We start from the raw sequence: 18726 nt of genomic DNA on the forward strand, positions 1-18726 counted from the left end.
TCCCACAGGGTCCGCAGTGGTGCGGAAAACGCGTTGAGGCTTCCCGCAGGAAGCCTCGGCCTGGCCTTACTGGCAGGCTTCGCAGTCAGGCTCGTCGATCGCGCAGGCCTTCGGCACTGGCGCAGGGCCGGCTGCCTGGACCGGGGCGCTGTCGCCACCGCTGGAAACGGCGTTGAGCTTGCCGGTGTTGATGGTCGACTTCTCGGTGCTGGTCGCGGCCAGGGCACGGAGGTAGTAGGTGGTCTTCAGACCACGGTACCAGGCCATGCGGTAGGTAACGTCCAGCTTCTTGCCCGAGGCGCCGGCGATGTACAGGTTCAGCGACTGGGCCTGGTCGATCCACTTCTGGCGACGCGAGGCGGCATCGACGATCCACTTGGTCTCGACTTCGAACGCGGTGGCGTACAGGTCCTTCAGCTCTTGCGGGATACGCTCGATCTGCTGCACCGAACCGTCGTAGTACTTCAGGTCGTTGATCATTACCGAGTCCCACAGGCCACGGGCCTTCAGGTCGCGGACCAGGTACGGGTTGATCACGGTGAACTCGCCCGACAGGTTCGATTTCACGTACAGGTTCTGGTAGGTCGGCTCGATGGACTGCGACACGCCGGTGATGTTGGCGATGGTCGCGGTCGGCGCGATGGCCATGATGTTCGAGTTACGAATACCTTTCTTGACGCGCTCGCGCACCGGGGCCCAGTCCAGGGACTCTTCCAGGTTGACGTCGATGTACTTGGCGCCACGGGCCTCGATCAGGATCTGTTGCGAATCCAGCGGCAGGATGCCCTTGGACCACAGCGAACCCTGGAAGGTCTCGTACGCACCGCGCTCGTCGGCCAGGTCGCAGGACGCCTGGATGGCGTAGAAGCTGACCGCTTCCATCGACTTGTCGGCGAACTCGACGGCAGCATCGGAGCCGTACGGAATGTGCTGCAGGTACAGCGCATCCTGGAAGCCCATGATGCCCAGGCCGACCGGGCGGTGCTTGAAGTTCGAGTTACGCGCTTGCGGCACCGAGTAGTAGTTGATGTCGATCACGTTGTCGAGCATGCGCACGGCGGTGTTCACGGTGCGTTGCAGCTTGGCGGTGTCCAGCTTGCCGTCGACGATGTGGTTCGGCAGGTTGATCGAGCCCAGGTTGCAGACCGCGATCTCGTCCTTGTTGGTGTTCAGGGTGATCTCGGTGCACAGGTTCGAGCTGTGGACCACGCCCACGTGCTGCTGCGGCGAGCGCAGGTTGCACGGGTCCTTGAAGGTCAGCCACGGGTGGCCGGTCTCGAACAGCATCGACAGCATCTTGCGCCACAGGTCTTTGGCCTGGATGGTCTTGAACACCTTGATCTTGTTGTACTCGGTCAGGGCTTCGTAGTACTCGTAGCGCTCTTCGAAGGCCTTGCCGGTCAGGTCGTGCAGGTCTGGCACTTCCGAAGGCGAGAACAGGGTCCACTTGCCGTCATCGAAGACACGCTTCATGAACAGGTCAGGAATCCAATTGGCGGTGTTCATGTCGTGGGTACGACGACGGTCATCACCAGTGTTCTTGCGCAGCTCGATGAATTCTTCGATGTCCAGGTGCCAGGTTTCCAGGTAGGCACACACGGCGCCCTTGCGCTTGCCACCCTGGTTGACGGCAACGGCGGTGTCGTTGACCACTTTCAGGAACGGAACCACGCCCTGCGACTTGCCGTTGGTGCCCTTGATGTAGGAGCCCAGTGCACGCACAGGGGTCCAGTCGTTGCCCAGGCCACCGGCGAATTTCGACAGCATGGCGTTGTCGTGGATCGCGTGGTAGATGCCCGACAGGTCGTCCGGCACGGTGGTCAGGTAGCAGCTGGACAGCTGCGGGCGCAGGGTGCCGGCGTTGAACAGGGTCGGGGTCGAGGCCATGTAGTCGAAGGACGACAACAGGTTGTAGAACTCGATGGCACGGGCTTCTTTGTCTTTCTCTTCCAGCGCCAGGCCCATGGCCACACGCATGAAGAACACCTGTGGCAGCTCGAAGCGCACGCCATCCTTGTGGATGAAGTAGCGGTCGTACAGGGTCTGCAGGCCCAGGTAGGTGAATTGCTGGTCACGCTCGTGGTCGATGGCCTTGCCCAGGCGGTCCAGGTCGTAGCCTTTCAGGGCCGGGTCCAGCAGCTCGAACTCGACGCCTTTGTCGATGTAGGCCGGCAGGGCCTTGGCGTACAGGTCGGCCATTTCGTGGTGGGTGGCGCTCTCGGCCACGTTCAGGAAGCCCAGGCCTTCGGCGCGCAGGGTGTCCATCAGCAGGCGGGCGGTAACGAACGAGTAGTTCGGCTCGCGCTCGACCAGGGTACGGGCGGTCATCACCAGGGCGGTGTTGACGTCCTTGATGGCCACGCCGTCGTACAGGTTCTTCAGGGTGTCGCGCTGGATCAGGTCGCCATCGACTTCGGCCAGGCCTTCGCAGGCTTCGCTGATGATGGTGTTCAGGCGGGCCATGTCGAGCGGCGCCAGGCTGCCGTCGGCCAGAGTGATGCGGATGCTTGGGTGCGGCTCGACCACGGACTCGGTGTTGACGCGGGTGGCACGCTCCTTGGCGCGCTGCTCGCGATAGATCACGTAGTCACGGGCGACTTTCTGCTCGCCGGCGCGCATCAGGGCCAGTTCGACCTGGTCCTGGATTTCTTCGATGTGGATGGTGCCACCCGATGGCATGCGACGCTTGAACGTGGCGGTGACCTGCTCGGTCAGGCGCGCGACGGTGTCGTGGATGCGCGACGAAGCGGCGGCGGTGCCGCCTTCAACTGCGAGGAACGCCTTGGTGATGGCCACGGTGATCTTGTCGTCGGTGTAGGGGACGACAGTGCCGTTACGCTTGATCACACGCAGTTGGCCGGGAGCGGTGGCGGCCAGATCCTGGTTGGAATCGGCGGCCTGCGGCACCTTGGCCTGCGGGTTCTCGCGAGTTGTGTCGGTTTGCATGGGTGGGTGTCTCCACAGTTTCTATATTGTTCAGGCGCCTTTTGGGCGCCCACCGTTCCGTCCACTTGCTCGATGGCCCGGCGGGGATGGGCAATGCATGCGCATCCGCCCGCGCGGGCGTACCAACTTCGGGACAGACTCAGGAATAAGGGCAATTGGCTCGCCGCTCCCTGGCCGAAGTCAAAGGTTCTGGGCCGGGCCCAAAAACTGTTGCTGATGGATGCCAGGCCTGGCCTGTAACACCCATACCCGAACAAGGCCCTGGAAGGGCTTGCCTCGGTCGCCTCCGCAGGAGCGGTTTGGCTGCTGGAATCACTTGAAGTTCACCCGAAAAAATCGCTTGATTTTGCGGGTTGACTTTTGTGTGTGATTTTGCACGAACCCCTATATCTAGTGGTTCGCTGCGATCGGGATACAAGATAATGCGGTATCGGGGGCTTTGCAAGGCGAGCGCCTGTGGATAACTTGTGCGTACTTTGTGAGTGAATGGTGGGTATTCGCTGTAGGCCTTGTGCCAAGTGGTTTGCAGTATTTTTCTGCGCCTTGCTGCCCCGGGGCAGAATTTTTCGGGCGCGAACCCTATCACAAAAAACGGTTCAGTCTAGGGGCTGCTGGCAGGTTGGCAGTACCGGATGGCAGCCGTAGTATTCCGAGGGGATGTTGCTTTTTGGTTAAAGGGTTATGTTGCCTGTGCTGGCCCTTTCGCGGGTGAACCCGCTCCCACAGGTATTGCACAGGCTTCGAAAGCGGCTCGGTCCCTGTGGGAGCGGGCTCACCCGCGAAGGGGCCGGCACAGGCCACAGAAAAACAACAAACAAAGGCACAAGCCATGGACCACCCCGCACCCCGCATCCTCATCGTCGAAGACGACCAGCGCCTGGCCGAGCTCACCGCCGAGTACCTGCAGGCCAACGGCTACGAAGTCAGCGTCGAGGGCGATGGCGCCCGCGCCGCGCGGCGCATCGTCGACAGCCAGCCCGACCTGGTCATTCTCGACCTGATGCTGCCCGGTGAGGACGGCCTGAGCATCTGCCGCCGGGTGCGCAGCCAGTACCCCGGCCCGATCCTCATGCTGACCGCCCGCAGCGATGAACTCGACCAGGTCCAGGGCCTGGACCTGGGGGCTGACGACTACGTCTGCAAACCCGTACGCCCACGCCTGCTGCTGGCACGCATTCAGGCCCTGCTGCGCCGCAGCGAAGCACCGGACAGCAAGCGCCAGGACCTGGCCTTCGGCGCGCTGCGCATCGACAATCGCCTGCGCGAGGCGCGTCTGGGGGAACAGCTGATCGAGCTGACCGGCGCCGAATTCGACCTGCTCTGGCTGTTGGCCAGCAACGCCGGGCGGGTGCTGACGCGCGAGCAGATCTTCACCGCGCTACGTGGCGTCGGCTACGACGGCCAGGACCGCTCCATCGACATACGCATCTCCAGGATCCGCCCCAAGATCGGCGACGACCCGCTCCAGCCAAGGCTGATCAAGACCCTGCGCAGCAAGGGCTACCTGTTCGTCGGCGAGGCCCCATGAACAACTCGATCTTCCTGCGCATCTATGGCGGCATGCTGGCCGTGCTGGTGCTGGTGGCCCTGCTCGGGGTGCTCAGCCTGCACCTGGTCAACGAAGTGCGTGCCGCCCAGCACCGCGAGGGCCTGGCCCAGGGTACCTTCAGCCTGATGGCCGACAACCTGGCGCTGCAGAACGACACCGAACGCAAGCGCTCGCTGCTGATCTGGGAGCGCCTGCTCGGCGTGCCGCTGGCGCTGCAACCGATGACCGCGCGCACACTCGATGGCGGCCAGCGGGCGCGCCTGTACCGCGGCCTGGTGGTGGTCGAGAAGACCGGCCCGCATGCGGCCCAGGTGCTGCGCAAGGTCGGCCAGGAAGACCTGATGCTGGTAGCGCAGATCAAACAGATCAGCGAGCAACTGGCGCGGGCCACCCTCTATCTGCTGGCCGACGAACTGGTGCGCTACCCGGTGACCGAACAGCAGCAGCGCCTGGCGCAGATCAAGAAAGAAAAGGGCTTCGGCTTTGGCGTGGCCCTGCAGCGCATCGAGCGGGTGAGCCTGGACGATGACCAGCGGCGCCGGGTCGAGGAGGGCGACACGGTCATGGCCCTGGGCAAGGATGGTGACTCGATCCGCGTGTTCGCCGGGCTGGCGGGTTCGCCCTGGGTGCTGGAAATCGGCCCGCTGTACCAGCTCAACCCGTATCCGCCGCAGTTGCTGGTCCTGATCACCTTTCTTGGCCTGTGCCTGATCGGCCTGGTGGTCTATCTGCTGGTGCGCCAACTGGAGCGGCGTGTGTCGGGCCTGGAGATTGCCGCCACGCGCATCGCCCAGGGCAGCCTGGACACCCGTGTACCGGCCGGCGACGCCGACTCGGTGGGGCGCCTGGCCGCGGCCTTCAACGGCATGGCCGAGCACCTGCAGCGCTCGCTGACCATGCAGCGCGAGCTGGTGCGGGCGGTTTCCCACGAGCTGCGCACGCCGGTGGCACGCCTGCGCTTTGGCCTGGAGATGATCGAAAGTGCCACCACCGAGCAGGCCCGCGCCAAGCACCTGGCGGGCATGGACGGCGATATCCAGGACCTCGACAAGTTGGTCGACGAGATGCTCACCTACGCCCGCCTGGAGCAGGGCGCACCGGCGCTGAAGTTCGAGCGGGTAGACCTGGACGCCTTGCTCGACCGGGTGATCGAAGAGCTTGCGCCGCTGCGTGCCGAGGTACGGGTGGTGCGCGGTGAGTGCCAGGGCGCCGATGGCGAAGGCGCCTGGGTCGAAGCCGAACCGCGCTATCTGCACCGGGCCCTGCAGAACCTGGTGGGTAACGCCATGCGCCACGCAGAGGCCGAGGTGCGCCTGAGCTACCAGTTGGGGCAGCAACGCTGCCGCATCGACGTGGAGGATGACGGCCCGGGCATCCCCGAGGGCGTCTGGGACCGCATCTTCACACCGTTCACCCGCCTCGACGACAGCCGTACCCGCGCCTCGGGCGGGCATGGCTTGGGCCTGTCTATCGTGCGGCGGATCATCTACTGGCACGCGGGGCGGGCCACGGTGGGGCGCAGCGCCGCGCTGGGCGGTGCCTGCTTCAGCCTGAACTGGCCACGGCAGCAGGCACCGTCGTGACGGTCAGACGCTGACCAGGCTGAGCAGGTGGCCGTCCTGCAGGCAGAACTGGCCCTGCAGTTCGGCGCCATGCCGCCACTGCGGCGACAGGTCGGTGAGCAGGCGCAGGCGGGCCAGGCCTTCGGCGGACCAGTCCAGCACTTCGGCGTGCTCGAAGTAGAAGCGCTGGCGGGTCAGCGGGTAGAGCGTCTTGAACAGGCTTTCCTTCAGCGAGAAGGTCAGGGTGACGGCAAGGCCGAGCTGGCGGCGGTCCAGGCGCTCGAGTTCGGGCGGGGTGAGGATTTCGCCCATCAGCCGTTCGGCACGCTGGTCATCCAGCAGTGCTTCCTGATCCAGGCCCAGGCCCTGGCAACTGCCCTCGGCAGCAACCACGGCGGCAGCCCAGCCTTTGCCGTGGGTGATCGAGCCGTGGATGCCGGCGGGCCAGATGGGCGAACGGTCCTCGTGGGTACCGGGCACGTAGTCACGGCCGTCCAGGCGCTGCAGCGCGGCGCGGGCACATACCCGGCCGGCCAGGTACTCGGCCTGGCGCTTGGCCACCGAGCGCTGCAGGCTGGCGCCTGGCACGACGCCGGCGCGCTGGAAGTCGTCGGGTGCCAGGCGGGCGGGGTCGAAGTAGCAACTGACCAGCACCGCGCCGGGTAGTGGGCGGGGCAGGGGCCAGTGGTGCTGGAGCGGGGCGCAGCAGGCGGGGAGTGTGTTCATGGGGGGTATTGTGCCAGCTGTACGGGCACTAAGGGAGCCAGCGTGGCAATGCATCCTTGTGGGAGCGGCCTTGCGTCGCGAAAGGGGCGCGCAGCGCCCCCCGGCGATTTTGCAGAACTGCTGAGATCCTGGGGCCGCTTCGCGCCCCTTTCGCGACGCAAGGCCGCTCCCACATCGGCCCCGGCACTCCTTACTTGAACACCTTCTTGAAGAACGCCTGCATATCCGACCAGGAACTGGCATCCGCCGCCTGGTCATAGGCAATATCCGGCCCGCCATGTTCACCGTGCCCCATGCGGTCCGAATCCGGGTTGCTGAACCCGTGCTTGGCCCCGGGAATACTGACGAACTGGTAGTTGACCTTGGCTGCATCCATTTCCGCCTTGAACGCTTCCACCTGCTGCTCGGTCACCAGGGTGTCCGCCGCACCATGCTCCACCAGGATATCGGCCCGCACCACGCCCGGCCTGGCCGGTGTCTGCGTGCCCAGCGGGGCGTGGAAGCTCACCACGCCATCGAGCTTTTCCCCTCGCCGCGCGGCATCCAGCGCCACCTTGCCGCCAAAGCAGTAACCCACTGCCCCCAACTGGTGCTTGTTGGTATTGGGCTGCAGCTTGAGCAGCTCCAGGCCGGCATCGAAGCGCCGCTCCGCGGCCTTGGGGTCTTTCGTCGCCGCTGTCATGAACGCCTTGGCGTCGGCAGGGTGTTCGGTTTGCTTGCCGTCGCCATACATGTCGATGGCCAGCGCGTTGTAGCCCAGCGCCGCAAGCTCGCGGGCGCGGCGCTTGACGTAGTCGTTCAGCCCCCACCACTCATGCACCACGACGATGCCGGGGCGCTTGCCTTCGATGGCGTCGTCATAGGCGTAGTAGCCGACCAGGCGGTTGCCGTCGGCGTCCTGATAGGGGATCTCGCGGGTTTGTACCGCCGCTTGGGCGAGGGCGGCGCTGCACATCAGGGTCAAGGCCAGCAGGGCGCGCATGGTCACTACTCCTTGTTCTGCAAACGGTTCGTTCAGCCGAGGTTCAGCCAGGGTTCAGTCGCGGTTCAGGGTGCCCTGCTTACTCTAGCTTCCAGACCGAAACAGCGCACTCAACTGGAGTATCCAGCCATGAAAACCTTCAACACCCTGCTTGCCGCCATGGTCGTCTGCGCCGCTGGCATCACCACTGCCCAGGCCGCTGACGACAACTTCGCCAGCCTGACCTACGGCCAGACCAGCGACAAGGTTCGCAAGTCCGGCCTGCTGCAGCGCAACACCGACCACCTCAACGCCGACGGCATCATCGGCAAGGACGACACCTGGGGCGTGCGCGTGGGCAAGATCAATGACCAGGGCCGCTACTACATGACTTACGACAATGTCTCGGGCGACCACAGCGGCCTGAAGCTGCGCCAGGAAAACCTGCTGGGCAGCTACGACCTGTTCCTGCCGGTGGGTGATACCACCAAGCTGTTCGGCGGCGGCAGCCTGGGCGTGACCAAGCTGACCCAGGACTCGCCGGGTGCCAGCCGGGATACCGACTACGGTTACGCGTATGGCCTGCAGGCCGGCGTGATCCAGGACATCACCGACAAGGCTTCGGTGGAGCTGGGCTACCGTTACCTGCGTACCAACGCCGCCACCGAAGTGGGTGCGCACGGCGGGCCGAAGGACGGCACCCTGCGCCTGACCAGCAGCGCGCAGACCTACCTGGCTGCAAGCTACAAGTTCTGACGGGCGAGCCGGGTTATCCTGTACCGGCCCTTTCGCGGGCACGCCCGCTCCCACAGGTACTGCACGAGCCTTGGAGCCTGTGCGATCCCTGTGGGAGCGGGCGTGCCCGCGAAGAGGCCGGTACAGGCAATACATATCAAGGAGCTGCACATGAAACTGCTGGTGGTCGAGGACGAAGCCCTGCTTCGCCATCACCTCTACACCCGCCTGGGCGAAAGCGGCCATGTGGTCGAGGCGGTCGCCGATGCCGAGGAGGCGCTGTACCAGGCCGGGCAATACCACTTCGACCTGGCCATCATCGACCTGGGCCTGCCCGGCATCAGCGGGCTGGAGCTGATCACGCGCCTGCGCAGCCAGGACAAGACCTTCCCCATTCTCATCCTCACCGCCCGCGGCAACTGGCAGGACAAGGTCGAGGGCCTGGCCGCCGGTGCCGACGACTACCTGGTCAAGCCGTTTCAGTTCGAAGAACTCGAGGCACGCCTGAACGCCCTGCTGCGCCGCTCCAGCGGCTTCACCCAGTCGACCATTGCCGCCGGCCCGCTGGTGCTCGACCTCAACCGCAAGCAGGCGACGCTGGACGAGCAGCCCCTGGCCCTGACCGCCTACGAATACCGCATCCTCGAATACCTCATGCGCCATCACCAGCAGGTGGTGGCCAAGGACCGCCTGATGGAGCAGCTGTACCCGGGTGACGAGGAACGCGACCCCAATGTCATCGAAGTGCTGGTCGGCCGCCTGCGGCGCAAGCTCGAGGGCGAGCACGGCTTCAAACCGATCGACACCGTGCGCGGCCTGGGCTACCTGTTCACCGAGCGCTGCCGATGATCCGTTCGCTGCGGGTGCGCCTGATGCTGGCGGCCGCGGTACTGGCGCTGCTGTTCATGCTGGCGCTGCTGCCGGCCTTGCAGAAGGCCTTCAGCCTGGCCTTGCAGGAGTCGATCGAACAACGCCTGGCCTCGGATGTGACCACGCTGATTTCCGCTGCGCGCATCGAACATGGTCAACTGCAGATGCCGACGCTGCTGCCGGACGAGCGTTACAACCTGCCGTACACCGGCCTGCTCGGCTATATCTTCGACCGCGACGGCAAGCTGGTCTGGCAGTCGCGGGCAACCGCCGCGCAGAACGTCAACTACCGCCCGCGCTACGACGGCCGAGGCAACGAATTCGCCCGCATTCACCAGGCCGATGGCGAAGAGTTCTTCGTCTATGACGTCGAGATCAAGCTGCTGGGTGGCCAGAGCGCCGCCTACAGCATCGTTGCCCTGCAACCTGTGCGCGAATACCAGCACACCCTCGATGGCCTGCGCGAAAAGCTCTACCTGGGCTTTGGCGCGGCCTTGCTGGCGCTGCTGGTGCTGCTGTGGGCCGGCCTGACCTGGGGCCTGCGTTCGTTGCGCCGGCTCAGCCGCGAGCTGGACGACGTGGAGTCGGGCGTGCGGGATGGCCTGAGTGGCGAACACCCACGGGAGCTGCTGCGCCTGACCGGCTCGCTGAACCGCCTGTTGCGCAGCGAGCGCGAGCAGCGTCAGCGCTACCGTGATTCGCTCGATGACCTGGCGCACAGCCTGAAGACGCCGCTGGCGGTGTTGCAGGGGGTGGGCGAAAGCCTGCAGCAGCGTAGTGGCGAGCGCGAGCAGGCGCGCGTGCTGCAGAGCCAGATCGAGCGCATGAGCCAGCAGATCGACTACCAGCTGCAACGCGCCAGCCTGCGCAAGAGCGGCCTGGTACGCCACAGCGTGTTGCTGCGGCCGTTGCTCGAAAGCCTGTGCAGCACCTTGGCCAAGGTGTACCGGGACAAGCGGGTGGATGTGACGCTGCAACTGCCCGATGCGGCGCAGGTGCCGATGGAGCAGGGCGCGTTGCTGGAGCTGCTGGGCAACCTGCTGGAGAACGCCTACCGCCTGAGCCTGGGCCAGGTGCGCGTAAGCCTGGAGCAGGCGCCTGGGCAGTTGACCTTGTGCATCGAGGACGACGGGCCGGGGGTGCCGGCGCACCAGCGTGAGCGGATTCTGGAGCGTGGGGAGCGGCTGGACAGCCAGCACCCGGGGCAGGGGATCGGGCTGGCGGTGGTCAAGGATATCGTCGACAGCTATGACGCCGAGCTGAGCCTGGGGGATTCTCCTCTGGGGGGCGCTGCGTTCAGGATCACCTTCAACCTCGAGTGATTTGCTGGCTTGGCCGGCCTCTTCGCGGGTAAACCCGCTCCCACAGGGGGCGCACTGCACTCGACCCTGTGCGGTTCCTGTGGGAGCGGGTTTACCCGCGAAGAGGCCGGCACAGGCAAGCCACAATGGGCGGATTCCCGCCAATGCCCCTGTACAAATCCCGCCACCGGGCGGAAATCCGCCAGCCTTCCTCAGGCAAACCGCCCCGTCGTTGGGCGTTTATCCCTCGCAAATACAGCCTTTGCACCTTTGATGGGCATTTTGGCACCACCCTTGCTATTGATCCTCGCAGAGGCCTGCCCAGGCAGCTCGAACACAACGACAAATCCCTCCAGGTGCAGGAGGGTTAGCGATTCAGGTGCCCCATCGCCCTGGGAAGGGTGAACCGGCACACTTGAGGAAAATTAGCCATGACGACACGTCAGCCGCTGTACAAATCCCTGTATGTCCAGGTGTTGGTCGCCATCACCATCGGCATCCTGCTCGGCCACTACTACCCAGAGACCGGCGTCGCCCTCAAACCCTTGGGTGACGGCTTCGTCAAACTGATCAAGATGGTCATCGCCCCGATCATCTTCTGTACCGTGGTCAGCGGCATCGCCGGCATGCAGAGCATGAAGTCGGTCGGCAAGACCGGCGGCTACGCGCTGCTGTACTTTGAAATCGTCTCCACCATCGCCCTGATCATCGGCCTCGTCGTCGTCAACGTGGTCAAGCCGGGCGCTGGCATGCACATCGACGTCAGCACCCTGAACGCCAGCAGCGTGGCTGCCTACGCCGCCGCCGGCGCGCAGCAGACCACTGTCGGCTTCCTGCTCAACGTCATCCCCAACACCGTGGTCGGCGCCTTCGCCAACGGCGACATCCTGCAAGTGCTGATGTTCTCCGTGCTGTTCGGCTTCGCCCTGCACCGCCTGGGCAGCTACGGCAAGCCGGTGCTGGACATGATCGACCGCTTCGCCCATGTCATGTTCAACATCATCAACATGATCATGAAACTGGCCCCGGTCGGTGCCTTCGGTGCAATGGCCTTCACCATCGGCCAGTACGGCGTTGGCTCGCTGGTGCAACTGGGCTACCTGATGGCCTGCTTCTACATCACCTGCCTGCTGTTCGTGCTGGTGGTGCTGGGCGGTATTTGCCGCGCCCACGGTTTCAGTGTCCTCAAGCTGATCCGCTACATCCGTGAAGAGCTGCTGATCGTGCTGGGTACTTCCTCCTCGGAATCTGCCCTGCCACGCATGCTGGCCAAGATGGAGCGCCTGGGTGCGAAGAAGTCGGTGGTTGGCCTGGTGATCCCGACCGGTTACTCGTTCAACCTCGATGGCACCTCGATCTACCTGACCATGGCTGCGGTGTTCATTGCCCAGGCCACTGACACCACCATGGACATCACTCACCAGATCACCTTGCTGCTGGTGCTGCTGGTGGCTTCCAAGGGTGCTGCCGGTGTTACCGGTTCGGGCTTCATCGTACTGGCCGCCACCCTGTCGGCCGTTGGCCACCTGCCGGTTGCCGGCCTGGCGCTGATCCTCGGCATCGACCGGTTCATGTCCGAAGCCCGCGCCCTGACCAACCTGGTTGGCAACGCCGTTGCCACCGTGGTCGTGGCCAAGTGGGTGAAGGAAATGGACAACGACAAGCTGGCATCGGAGCTGGCCTCCGGTGGTGCGCCGCTGGTCGATACCCGTCCGACCGACGACCTGGGCGTGGCTGAAGGCCCGGCTCGCTGATCGCGGGATGGTGAAAAGAAAAAGGCGACCTCAGGGTCGCCTTTTTTGTGGGTGATTATTGTGCTTTCAGGCCCGGCCCTATCGCCGGCAAGCCAGCTCCCACAGGGTCACCACAGGCCTGAGCATTGTGCGGTCCCTGTGGGAGCTGGCTTGCCGGCGATAGGGCCGGGCCTGTGATCCTCAATCTTTCACCACCTCCAGCACCCGGATCACGTCCGGTTGCGGGTAGTGCCAACGCACCTGCACATCCCAGAACTTCACCCCATACACCCGCTCGGCCGGCGGCACCTGGTAGGCCGGCCGTGGGTCCTGCGCCAGGCACTGCTCGATCAGCTCCACCAGCGGTTCACCCAGGCGCAGTGCATGTTCGCGAGCCTGGGGCAGGGCGTTGTCGGCCCACTGCACGGCGATCGCGGCAGGCGCTTGGCTGGCCATCTGGTTGCTGGCGCCAGCGATGCTATCGGCGTACGGCACATACGGCTTGATGTCCAGCACCGGCGTACCGTCGAGCAGGTCGATGCCAGACAACAGCAGGCGCCCTGGCTCCACGCCTTCCAGGCGTACCACCGACTGGCCGATGCCATTGGGCCGGTGAGTGGCGCGGGTAGCGAACACACCCATGCTCTTGTTGCCACCCAGGCGCGGTGGCCGCACTTTCAGGCGGGGTTTGTCTTCCAGTGCCTGGTGGAACAGGAACAGTAGCCAGACATGGCTGACCTGCTCCAGCCCCTCGACCGCATCGCCCTGGTCGAACGGTGGCAGCAGCTCGAGCACGCCGCGTGCGGCGGGCGCCAGTTGCGGCTGGCGCGGGATGGCGAACTTCTCCTTGAAACAGGAGCGGATGATGCCGACCGGGGTAACCGTATGCTGCATGGCCAATCAGCCGCGCACGCGCAGGGTCAGGCCCTTGAGGAAGTTGCGCAGCAGCTGGTCGCCGCAAGGGCGGTAGTTGTCATGGCCGGCCTTGCGGAACAGCGCGCTGAGCTCGGGTTTGCTGACCGGGAAGTTGACCGACTTGAGGATCGCATGCAGGTCATCTTCCTTGAGCTCGAAGGCCACCCGCAGCTTCTTGAGGATGAGGTTGTTGGTTACCGGCAGCTCGATCGGCTGCGGCGGGCGGCTGTCATCCTTGCCGCGGCGGTGGATCACCAGGCCGTCGAGAAAGTGCGCCATGACCCGTTCCGGGCACCGCACGAAGCCTTCCTCGTCTTCCTTCTTCAGGTAGGTGGCCAGCACCAGGGGATGCACGTCGAGGCCGGATAGCCCGATGATTTCGGCCATCTTGGCGTCATTCACCTTGAGCATGTAGCGCAGGCTGCGCAGGACGTCGTTGTGGTTCATTGTTGCAGAATCCTGTTCAGGTGCCGCACCTGTGGCGCGGCGTATTGCTTAGAAACGTTCGGTAGTGGCCAGGTAGCGCCACTGGCCCAGGGGCAGCTTGCCCATCGACACGCCACCCAGGCGAATGCGGCGCATGCCTACCAGCTCCAGGCGCAGGTAGGCGCACAGCTCGGCGATCTGCCCGGGCTGCGGGTTTTTCAGGGCCATGCGCAGGTGGGTTTCGTTCTGCCAGCTGGCCTTGGCTTTAGGCAGCTCGCGGTCATTGCGGGTGGCACCGCGCGCCAGGCGTTCCAGCGCCTGGGGCGTGGTCTCGCCGCGCACTTCAACGATGAATTCCTGTTCCAGGCGGCGCAGGTCGGCGTCGATCTTGCGGGTTACCCGCCAGTCCTGGGTGAATACCTGCAGGCCGCTGGCGCCGCGCTCCAGCGGCGCCACGCAGGCCTGCCGGGCAAAATGCCCGTGCAGTGCGCGCACGCCTTCGCGGTGGGCTTCGCTGAGGTTGCTCATGTTCATGCTGGCGCGGGCGGTCTCGCTGTCCACGCTGGCCGGCTGGTTCAGCAGCAGGGTTACCGGTTCCAGCGTTTCGGCACGGGCACCCGGCAGCAGTTCGACGCGCTGCTGCTCGACCTTGAACTGCGGTTGCTCGACCACCACGCCATCGACCGTGACCCAGCCGCCCTCGATATACAGCTCGGCCTCGCGGCGGGAGCAGCCAAGCTGCTCGATAAGGCGTTTGGACAGGCGGACGGGTTCGGACATGACGGCAATTCGCAAAGGCAGGGAAAGACCTGCATTGTACCTGCCCGCGCGGCAGAGGGGCTGGGAATCTGTGTCATTTACGCCGTTTTGCGCAGGCGCATGTGCAGCAGCGGGTAGGGTTGCCCCAGGCCGTCGGTTTCCGAACGGCCGATCACCTCGAAGCCCTCGTGCAGGTAGAAGCCCAAGGCTTGCGGGTTCTGTTCGTTGACGTCCAGGCGCTCGGCATTCAGTTCGTCGATCGCATAGTGCAGCAGGCGCTTGCCAACCCCTTTGCCACGGTACTTCGGTGCGACGAACAGCATGTCCACGCGCCCGTTGGCGACCCCGGCGAAGCCGCAGATGCGCTGGCGGTCCTTGCAGCAGATCAGCATCACTGCATCGAGGTAGCGACGCAGCACCTGGTCGCGCAGCAAGACGATGTAGCAATCCGGCAGGAAGTCGTGGGTGGCGCGTACCGAGTCCTCCCACACCTGTACCAGTTCGCCGTAGTCACTCAAGCGCGGGGTTTGCAGCGTCAGTACCGAATGCATGCCGGTGTTCCTCCATGACGATAAGGCAAACATAGCAGGCCAACCACCGGTCGGCTTCTCCGTGCGCTGCTTGAACCTCGGGGTTTGGCGGTCTATTACTTTCCCGTGGGAAAAATTCCCACGCAATGAAAAGCAAGAACCGAACACAGGATTCCCGGCTTGATTTGGCGTTTCTCATGGCGACGACCTGGAGACGAAATATGCAAATACATGTGCTGTTCAAAAAGGCGCTATTGGCGGTTGCCGTTGCTGGCGTGCTGTCGACTTCCATCGTTCTGATCCCGGACTCGATATCCAATGGCTCCAGCGCCTACGCCAAGGATGGTGGTGGCGGTGGTGGTCACGGAGGTGGTGGCGGCGGTGGCCACGGTGGTGGTGGAGGCGGTGGCCACGGTGGTGGTGGAGGTGGTCACGGTGGTGGTGGAGGTGGTCACGGTGGCGGCCACGGTGGTGGCGGCGGTGGCCATGGTGGCGGCGGCGGTGGTCACGGTGGTGGCGGTGGTGGCCATGGCGGTGGCGGCGGTGGTCACGGTGGCGGCGGTGGCGGCCATGGCGGTGAAGGCGGCGGCCACGGCGCTGGCGGGGATGGAGATGGCCATGCCGGCAACAGTGGGCGCGGCCATGACGGCTCCTCGAACACTGGGCGCAGCGGCAACCACGCTGAAGCGGGTGATGATCATGGCAATCACGTTGGCGGTGAGCCTGGGGACGATCACGGCAATCACGTTGGCGGTGAGCCCGGTGACGATCATGGCAATCACGTTGGCGGTGAGCCCGGGGACGATCATGGCAATCATGTTGGCGGTGAGCCTGGCGATGACCACGGCAATCACGTTGGTGGTGAACCTGGTGATGATCGTGGCGACCATCTGGGTGGCGAACCGGGTGATGACCGCGGTGAGCATGCCGCAGGCGAACCGGGTGATGACAACAGCAGGAGCTGACTGGCTCTGAACGGTCTCATGCAGCGCCCACGGGGCGGGCCTGCATGAGGCCAGGTACGGATACACGACAGCCCCACTCAACGCGAATGCAATGAGCGCCGACGACTATCCCTCATCTCGTCAGGGATATGGTCACAGTTGGTGTGGGATCTTTTCCCGCGTCGTATACTGGGTTCATCTGTCAAGGAATGCGCTCAATGCAATCGCCTACCATCCCCCCTTCGATGTTAAGCGCACTGCGGCGTGTCATGCGCCCTCTGGTGCGCCTGATGCTGCGCAAAGGGGTCACCTACACGATGTTCGCCGACCTGCTCAAGGAAGTGTTCGTCGACGTGGCCCATCGCGAGTTTCGCCTGGACGGTACAGCTCCGACCGACAGCCGCATCAGCTTGCTCACGGGCGTACATCGCAAGGATGTCCGGCGTTTGCGCAGCGAGGGGGGCGCGTTGCTCGCCGCGCTGCCGGGAAACATCACGTTAGGTGCACAGTTGGTCAATATGTGGACCACTGGCAAGCCGTTCTGCTCGGCGCCTGGCCAGGCGCTGCCGTTGCCGCGCCTGGCGAGCGTTGGCGGCGATTGTTCCTTCGATGCGCTGGTGGCGAAGATCAGCACCGACATCCGCGGGCGGGTGGTGCTGGATGAGTGGTTGCGCCTGGGTATCGTCCGGCTCGACGACCAGGACTGTGTTCACCTGGAGGCCCAGGCATTCGTGCCGCAGAAGGGCTTCGACGAAAAGGCCGCGTACTTTGGCCACAACCTGCATGACCATGCCTGCGCAGCAGTGCACAACCTGAGTGGGGACGGCCAGCCGTTCTTTGAACGCAGTGTGCACTACGACGCCTTGAGCCCGGCCAGCGTCGATCATCTGCGTGCGGCGGTGGACAAGGACGGCATGCAGATGCTGCTTGCCTTCAGTCGGCTCGCATCAGACCTGGAAGATGCCGATGTGCCCAGCGCCGAGCAACGTCAGCGCATCACGGTAGGGCTTTATTTCTACACTGAAACTACCGACCCCGATTTGTCGAAGACACCAGACCCATGACTTCCCTCGCGCGCTGCCTCAGTGTCGTCACACTGGTCCTGGGTTTCGGGCTGAACCTGGTGGCGCCTGCCGAGGTGGCCGCAGCACCGGTATGTGTCAGCCGTGACGAAGTGGGTATGGCGGGGGCGGCGGGCTTGCAGTTTCCGGGCGGTATTGGTGGTACCGGGGCCAGGACGGGCGGGGTCGGTGGTACCAGTGTACGCAGCGAAAACGGCGGAGTGGGTGGCACCGGTGCGCCGCTGCCGCAGCGTCCCGGCGGCACGGGCGGGACCGGTGCGGTAGCCGACGGTGTGGACGGCACCTTCATCGATCACGGCGGGGTAGGCGGTACCGGCGCACCGATCCTGCGCCCGGGCGGTACCGGTGGCACGGGCATCGTCGGCACCATCACCGGGTTTGCCTCGATCTGCGTCAATGGCCTGGAAGTGCACTTTGGCAAGGACGTGCCGGTGAGTGAAAACGGTGCGCCTGCCAGTAGCGCTCACCTGGCAATCGGCCAGGTTGTCGCGGTGGAGGCATTTGCCGGCAAACGCGGCCTGCAAGCAGGGCGCATCTCGATCCTCAACGTTTACGAAGGGCCGCTGACGGCACTGCCCAATGCTTCGGCCCCCCTGCGGGTCATGGGCCAACCTGTGCGGCTTGCTGCAGGGGCGCGGGTGGCTGAAGGGCTGCGCCCGGGCGAGCCGGTCAGGGTCAGTGGCCTGCGCGATGCCAGGGGCGAAGTGGTAGCCAGCCGTATCGAGCGGGCGCCGGGCCTCAGGGAAGCCAGTGCCATCGGTGCGGTTGACCGTGCCGGCAGCCTCCAGGGGCTGAAGCTGGGAACCCGTGTGGCACCTGCGCGGGAAGTGCTGGTACGTGGGCAGTGGACCGGACGCCAGCTGGAAGTGGCGCAAACCCGCCCAGACCCGAGCCTGCCTTTTGCTGGCCGTGTGCAGACGGCGGTGATCGAGGGGCTGGTACAGCGCAGCCACGCTCAACAACTGGTGGTGGCAGGCATCAAGGTGACGCTGGGACAGGGCACCGTGATCGTCGGCAAGCAGCCCGCGGCATTGGCGCTCGATCAACGTGTGCGGGTGAGCGGGGTGTTCAATGGCAGGCACGAGCTGCGGGCAACCCGCGTGGAGTTCGATGACGACCGTGCCGACAACCCGGACAGAGGGCATTCGGGGCGTGGCAGCGAGCACGGCACCCGTGACGCTGAAGGTTCCAGCAATAGCGGGCATGGCGGACGCGATGCGACCAGTGATCGCATTGAAAGCAGCGATGACCACAGCGGGCGCGGCGGTGCTGACGATTCCAGTGGTCGGGACAGTACTGAAAGCGTGGACAAGTCCGGAAAGTCGGAACATGTCGACACCGTGGAGCAACCCGAGAGCAGCAATAGTGGAAGCTCTGACCGGGTAGAGAAGGTCGAGCTTGAAAAGGTGGAAAAGATTGAAAAAGCAGAGAAGGTTGAAAAGGTAGAGAAAGTAGAAAAAGTCGAGAAGATCGAGAAAGCCGAGAAGCCCGAAAAGGTCGAGAAGATCGAAAAGCCTGAGAAAGTCGAGAAGGTAGAAAAAGTAGAGAAGGTCGAGAAAGTAGAGAAGGTTGAAAAGGTCGAAAGGCCCGAGACAGTAGAGAAAGTCGAAAAAGTGGAGCATCCAGAGCGATCCGGGCATTAGGCAACTAGGCTGGGTAAGTGCTATCACCCCTCCCGTCCGGGATA

16 protein-coding genes are annotated in these 18726 nt (G+C 64.5%); 9 read left to right on the forward strand and 7 right to left on the reverse strand.

From position 1 onward, the window contains the following. Positions 1–66 precede the first annotated feature (66 nt). Positions 67–2946: a ribonucleoside-diphosphate reductase subunit alpha gene (locus tag CAG46_RS20665; protein WP_025340287.1), complete on the reverse strand. Its 2880-nt coding sequence runs from the start codon at positions 2944–2946 to the stop codon at positions 67–69. An 829-nt stretch (positions 2947–3775) separates the two neighbouring features. Here CAG46_RS20665 and CAG46_RS20675 point away from each other — a divergent pair. Together CAG46_RS20675 and CAG46_RS20680 are read left to right on the forward strand one after the other, a co-directional pair. Further along, entirely contained in the window at positions 3776–4474 is a 699-nt protein-coding gene (locus CAG46_RS20675) for a response regulator transcription factor (protein ID WP_085590720.1), read from the forward strand. Beyond that, on the forward strand, positions 4471–6078 hold the full coding sequence (locus tag CAG46_RS20680; RefSeq protein WP_085619120.1) for an ATP-binding protein: 1608 nt from the start codon (positions 4471–4473) through the stop codon (positions 6076–6078). Before CAG46_RS20675 ends, CAG46_RS20680 begins: the two co-directional genes overlap by 4 nt. A 3-nt stretch (positions 6079–6081) precedes the next feature. Here CAG46_RS20680 and CAG46_RS20685 read toward each other — a convergent pair whose 3' ends face one another. Continuing rightward, a complete protein-coding gene (locus CAG46_RS20685; protein WP_085619118.1) occupies positions 6082–6783 on the reverse strand; it encodes a 4'-phosphopantetheinyl transferase in 702 nt (233 codons plus the stop codon). 190 nt (positions 6784–6973) lie between these two features. Beyond that, on the reverse strand, positions 6974–7765 hold the full coding sequence (locus CAG46_RS20690; RefSeq protein ID WP_085619116.1) for a dienelactone hydrolase family protein: 792 nt from the start codon (positions 7763–7765) through the stop codon (positions 6974–6976). A gap of 129 nt (positions 7766–7894) precedes the next feature. Between CAG46_RS20690 and CAG46_RS20695 the strand changes: the two genes are divergently transcribed. From CAG46_RS20695 to CAG46_RS20710, 4 genes are all read left to right on the forward strand, one after another. After that, positions 7895–8500, forward strand: a complete 606-nt coding sequence (locus CAG46_RS20695; protein ID WP_085619114.1) for an outer membrane beta-barrel protein — start codon at positions 7895–7897, stop codon at positions 8498–8500. A 150-nt stretch (positions 8501–8650) separates the two neighbouring features. Next, entirely contained in the window at positions 8651–9328 is a 678-nt protein-coding gene (locus tag CAG46_RS20700) for a response regulator (protein WP_025340281.1), read from the forward strand. Then, positions 9325–10671 carry an ATP-binding protein gene (locus CAG46_RS20705; RefSeq protein ID WP_075046077.1) on the forward strand — a complete coding sequence of 449 codons (1347 nt, stop codon included), beginning with the start codon at positions 9325–9327 and terminating at the stop codon, positions 10669–10671. The genes CAG46_RS20700 and CAG46_RS20705 overlap by 4 nt, the downstream gene beginning before the upstream one ends. Positions 10672–11081: 410 nt before the next feature. Further along, positions 11082–12404 (forward strand): dicarboxylate/amino acid:cation symporter, encoded by a 1323-nt coding sequence (locus tag CAG46_RS20710; RefSeq protein WP_025340279.1) that lies wholly within the window; start codon positions 11082–11084, stop codon positions 12402–12404. A gap of 180 nt (positions 12405–12584) precedes the next feature. On the opposite strand, the gene tsaA is transcribed toward CAG46_RS20710, so the two are convergent. The 4 genes from tsaA to CAG46_RS20730 form a co-directional block, all read right to left on the reverse strand. After that, positions 12585–13277 (reverse strand): tRNA (N6-threonylcarbamoyladenosine(37)-N6)-methyltransferase TrmO, encoded by a 693-nt coding sequence (gene tsaA / locus CAG46_RS20715; RefSeq protein WP_085619112.1) that lies wholly within the window; start codon positions 13275–13277, stop codon positions 12585–12587. A 6-nt stretch (positions 13278–13283) separates the two neighbouring features. Beyond that, entirely contained in the window at positions 13284–13745 is a 462-nt protein-coding gene (locus CAG46_RS20720) for a DUF1456 family protein (protein ID WP_013973832.1), read from the reverse strand. A 48-nt stretch (positions 13746–13793) separates the two neighbouring features. Continuing rightward, on the reverse strand, positions 13794–14504 hold the full coding sequence (locus CAG46_RS20725; protein ID WP_013973831.1) for an rRNA pseudouridine synthase: 711 nt from the start codon (positions 14502–14504) through the stop codon (positions 13794–13796). Positions 14505–14581: 77 nt separating this feature from the next. Continuing rightward, positions 14582–15034, reverse strand: a complete 453-nt coding sequence (locus tag CAG46_RS20730) for a GNAT family N-acetyltransferase (protein WP_025340277.1) — start codon at positions 15032–15034, stop codon at positions 14582–14584. Between the two features lie 200 nt (positions 15035–15234). On the opposite strand from CAG46_RS20730, the gene CAG46_RS29155 reads away from it, so the two are divergent. From CAG46_RS29155 to CAG46_RS20750, 3 genes are all read left to right on the forward strand, one after another. Continuing rightward, positions 15235–15978, forward strand: a complete 744-nt coding sequence (locus CAG46_RS29155; RefSeq protein ID WP_305880248.1) for a hypothetical protein — start codon at positions 15235–15237, stop codon at positions 15976–15978. Positions 15979–16175: 197 nt separating this feature from the next. Next, positions 16176–17021, forward strand: coding sequence for a DUF6502 family protein (locus tag CAG46_RS20745; RefSeq protein WP_085617996.1), 846 nt, complete (start codon positions 16176–16178; stop codon positions 17019–17021). Continuing rightward, complete coding sequence (locus tag CAG46_RS20750; RefSeq protein WP_085617998.1) at positions 17018–18682, forward strand: DUF5666 domain-containing protein; 1665 nt, start codon at positions 17018–17020, stop codon at positions 18680–18682. Before CAG46_RS20745 ends, CAG46_RS20750 begins: the two co-directional genes overlap by 4 nt. Positions 18683–18726: the final 44 nt, after the last annotated feature.

This window comes from Pseudomonas sp. B23(2017) (assembly GCF_002113725.1).
GTDB lineage: Bacteria > Pseudomonadota > Gammaproteobacteria > Pseudomonadales > Pseudomonadaceae > Aquipseudomonas > Aquipseudomonas putida_Z.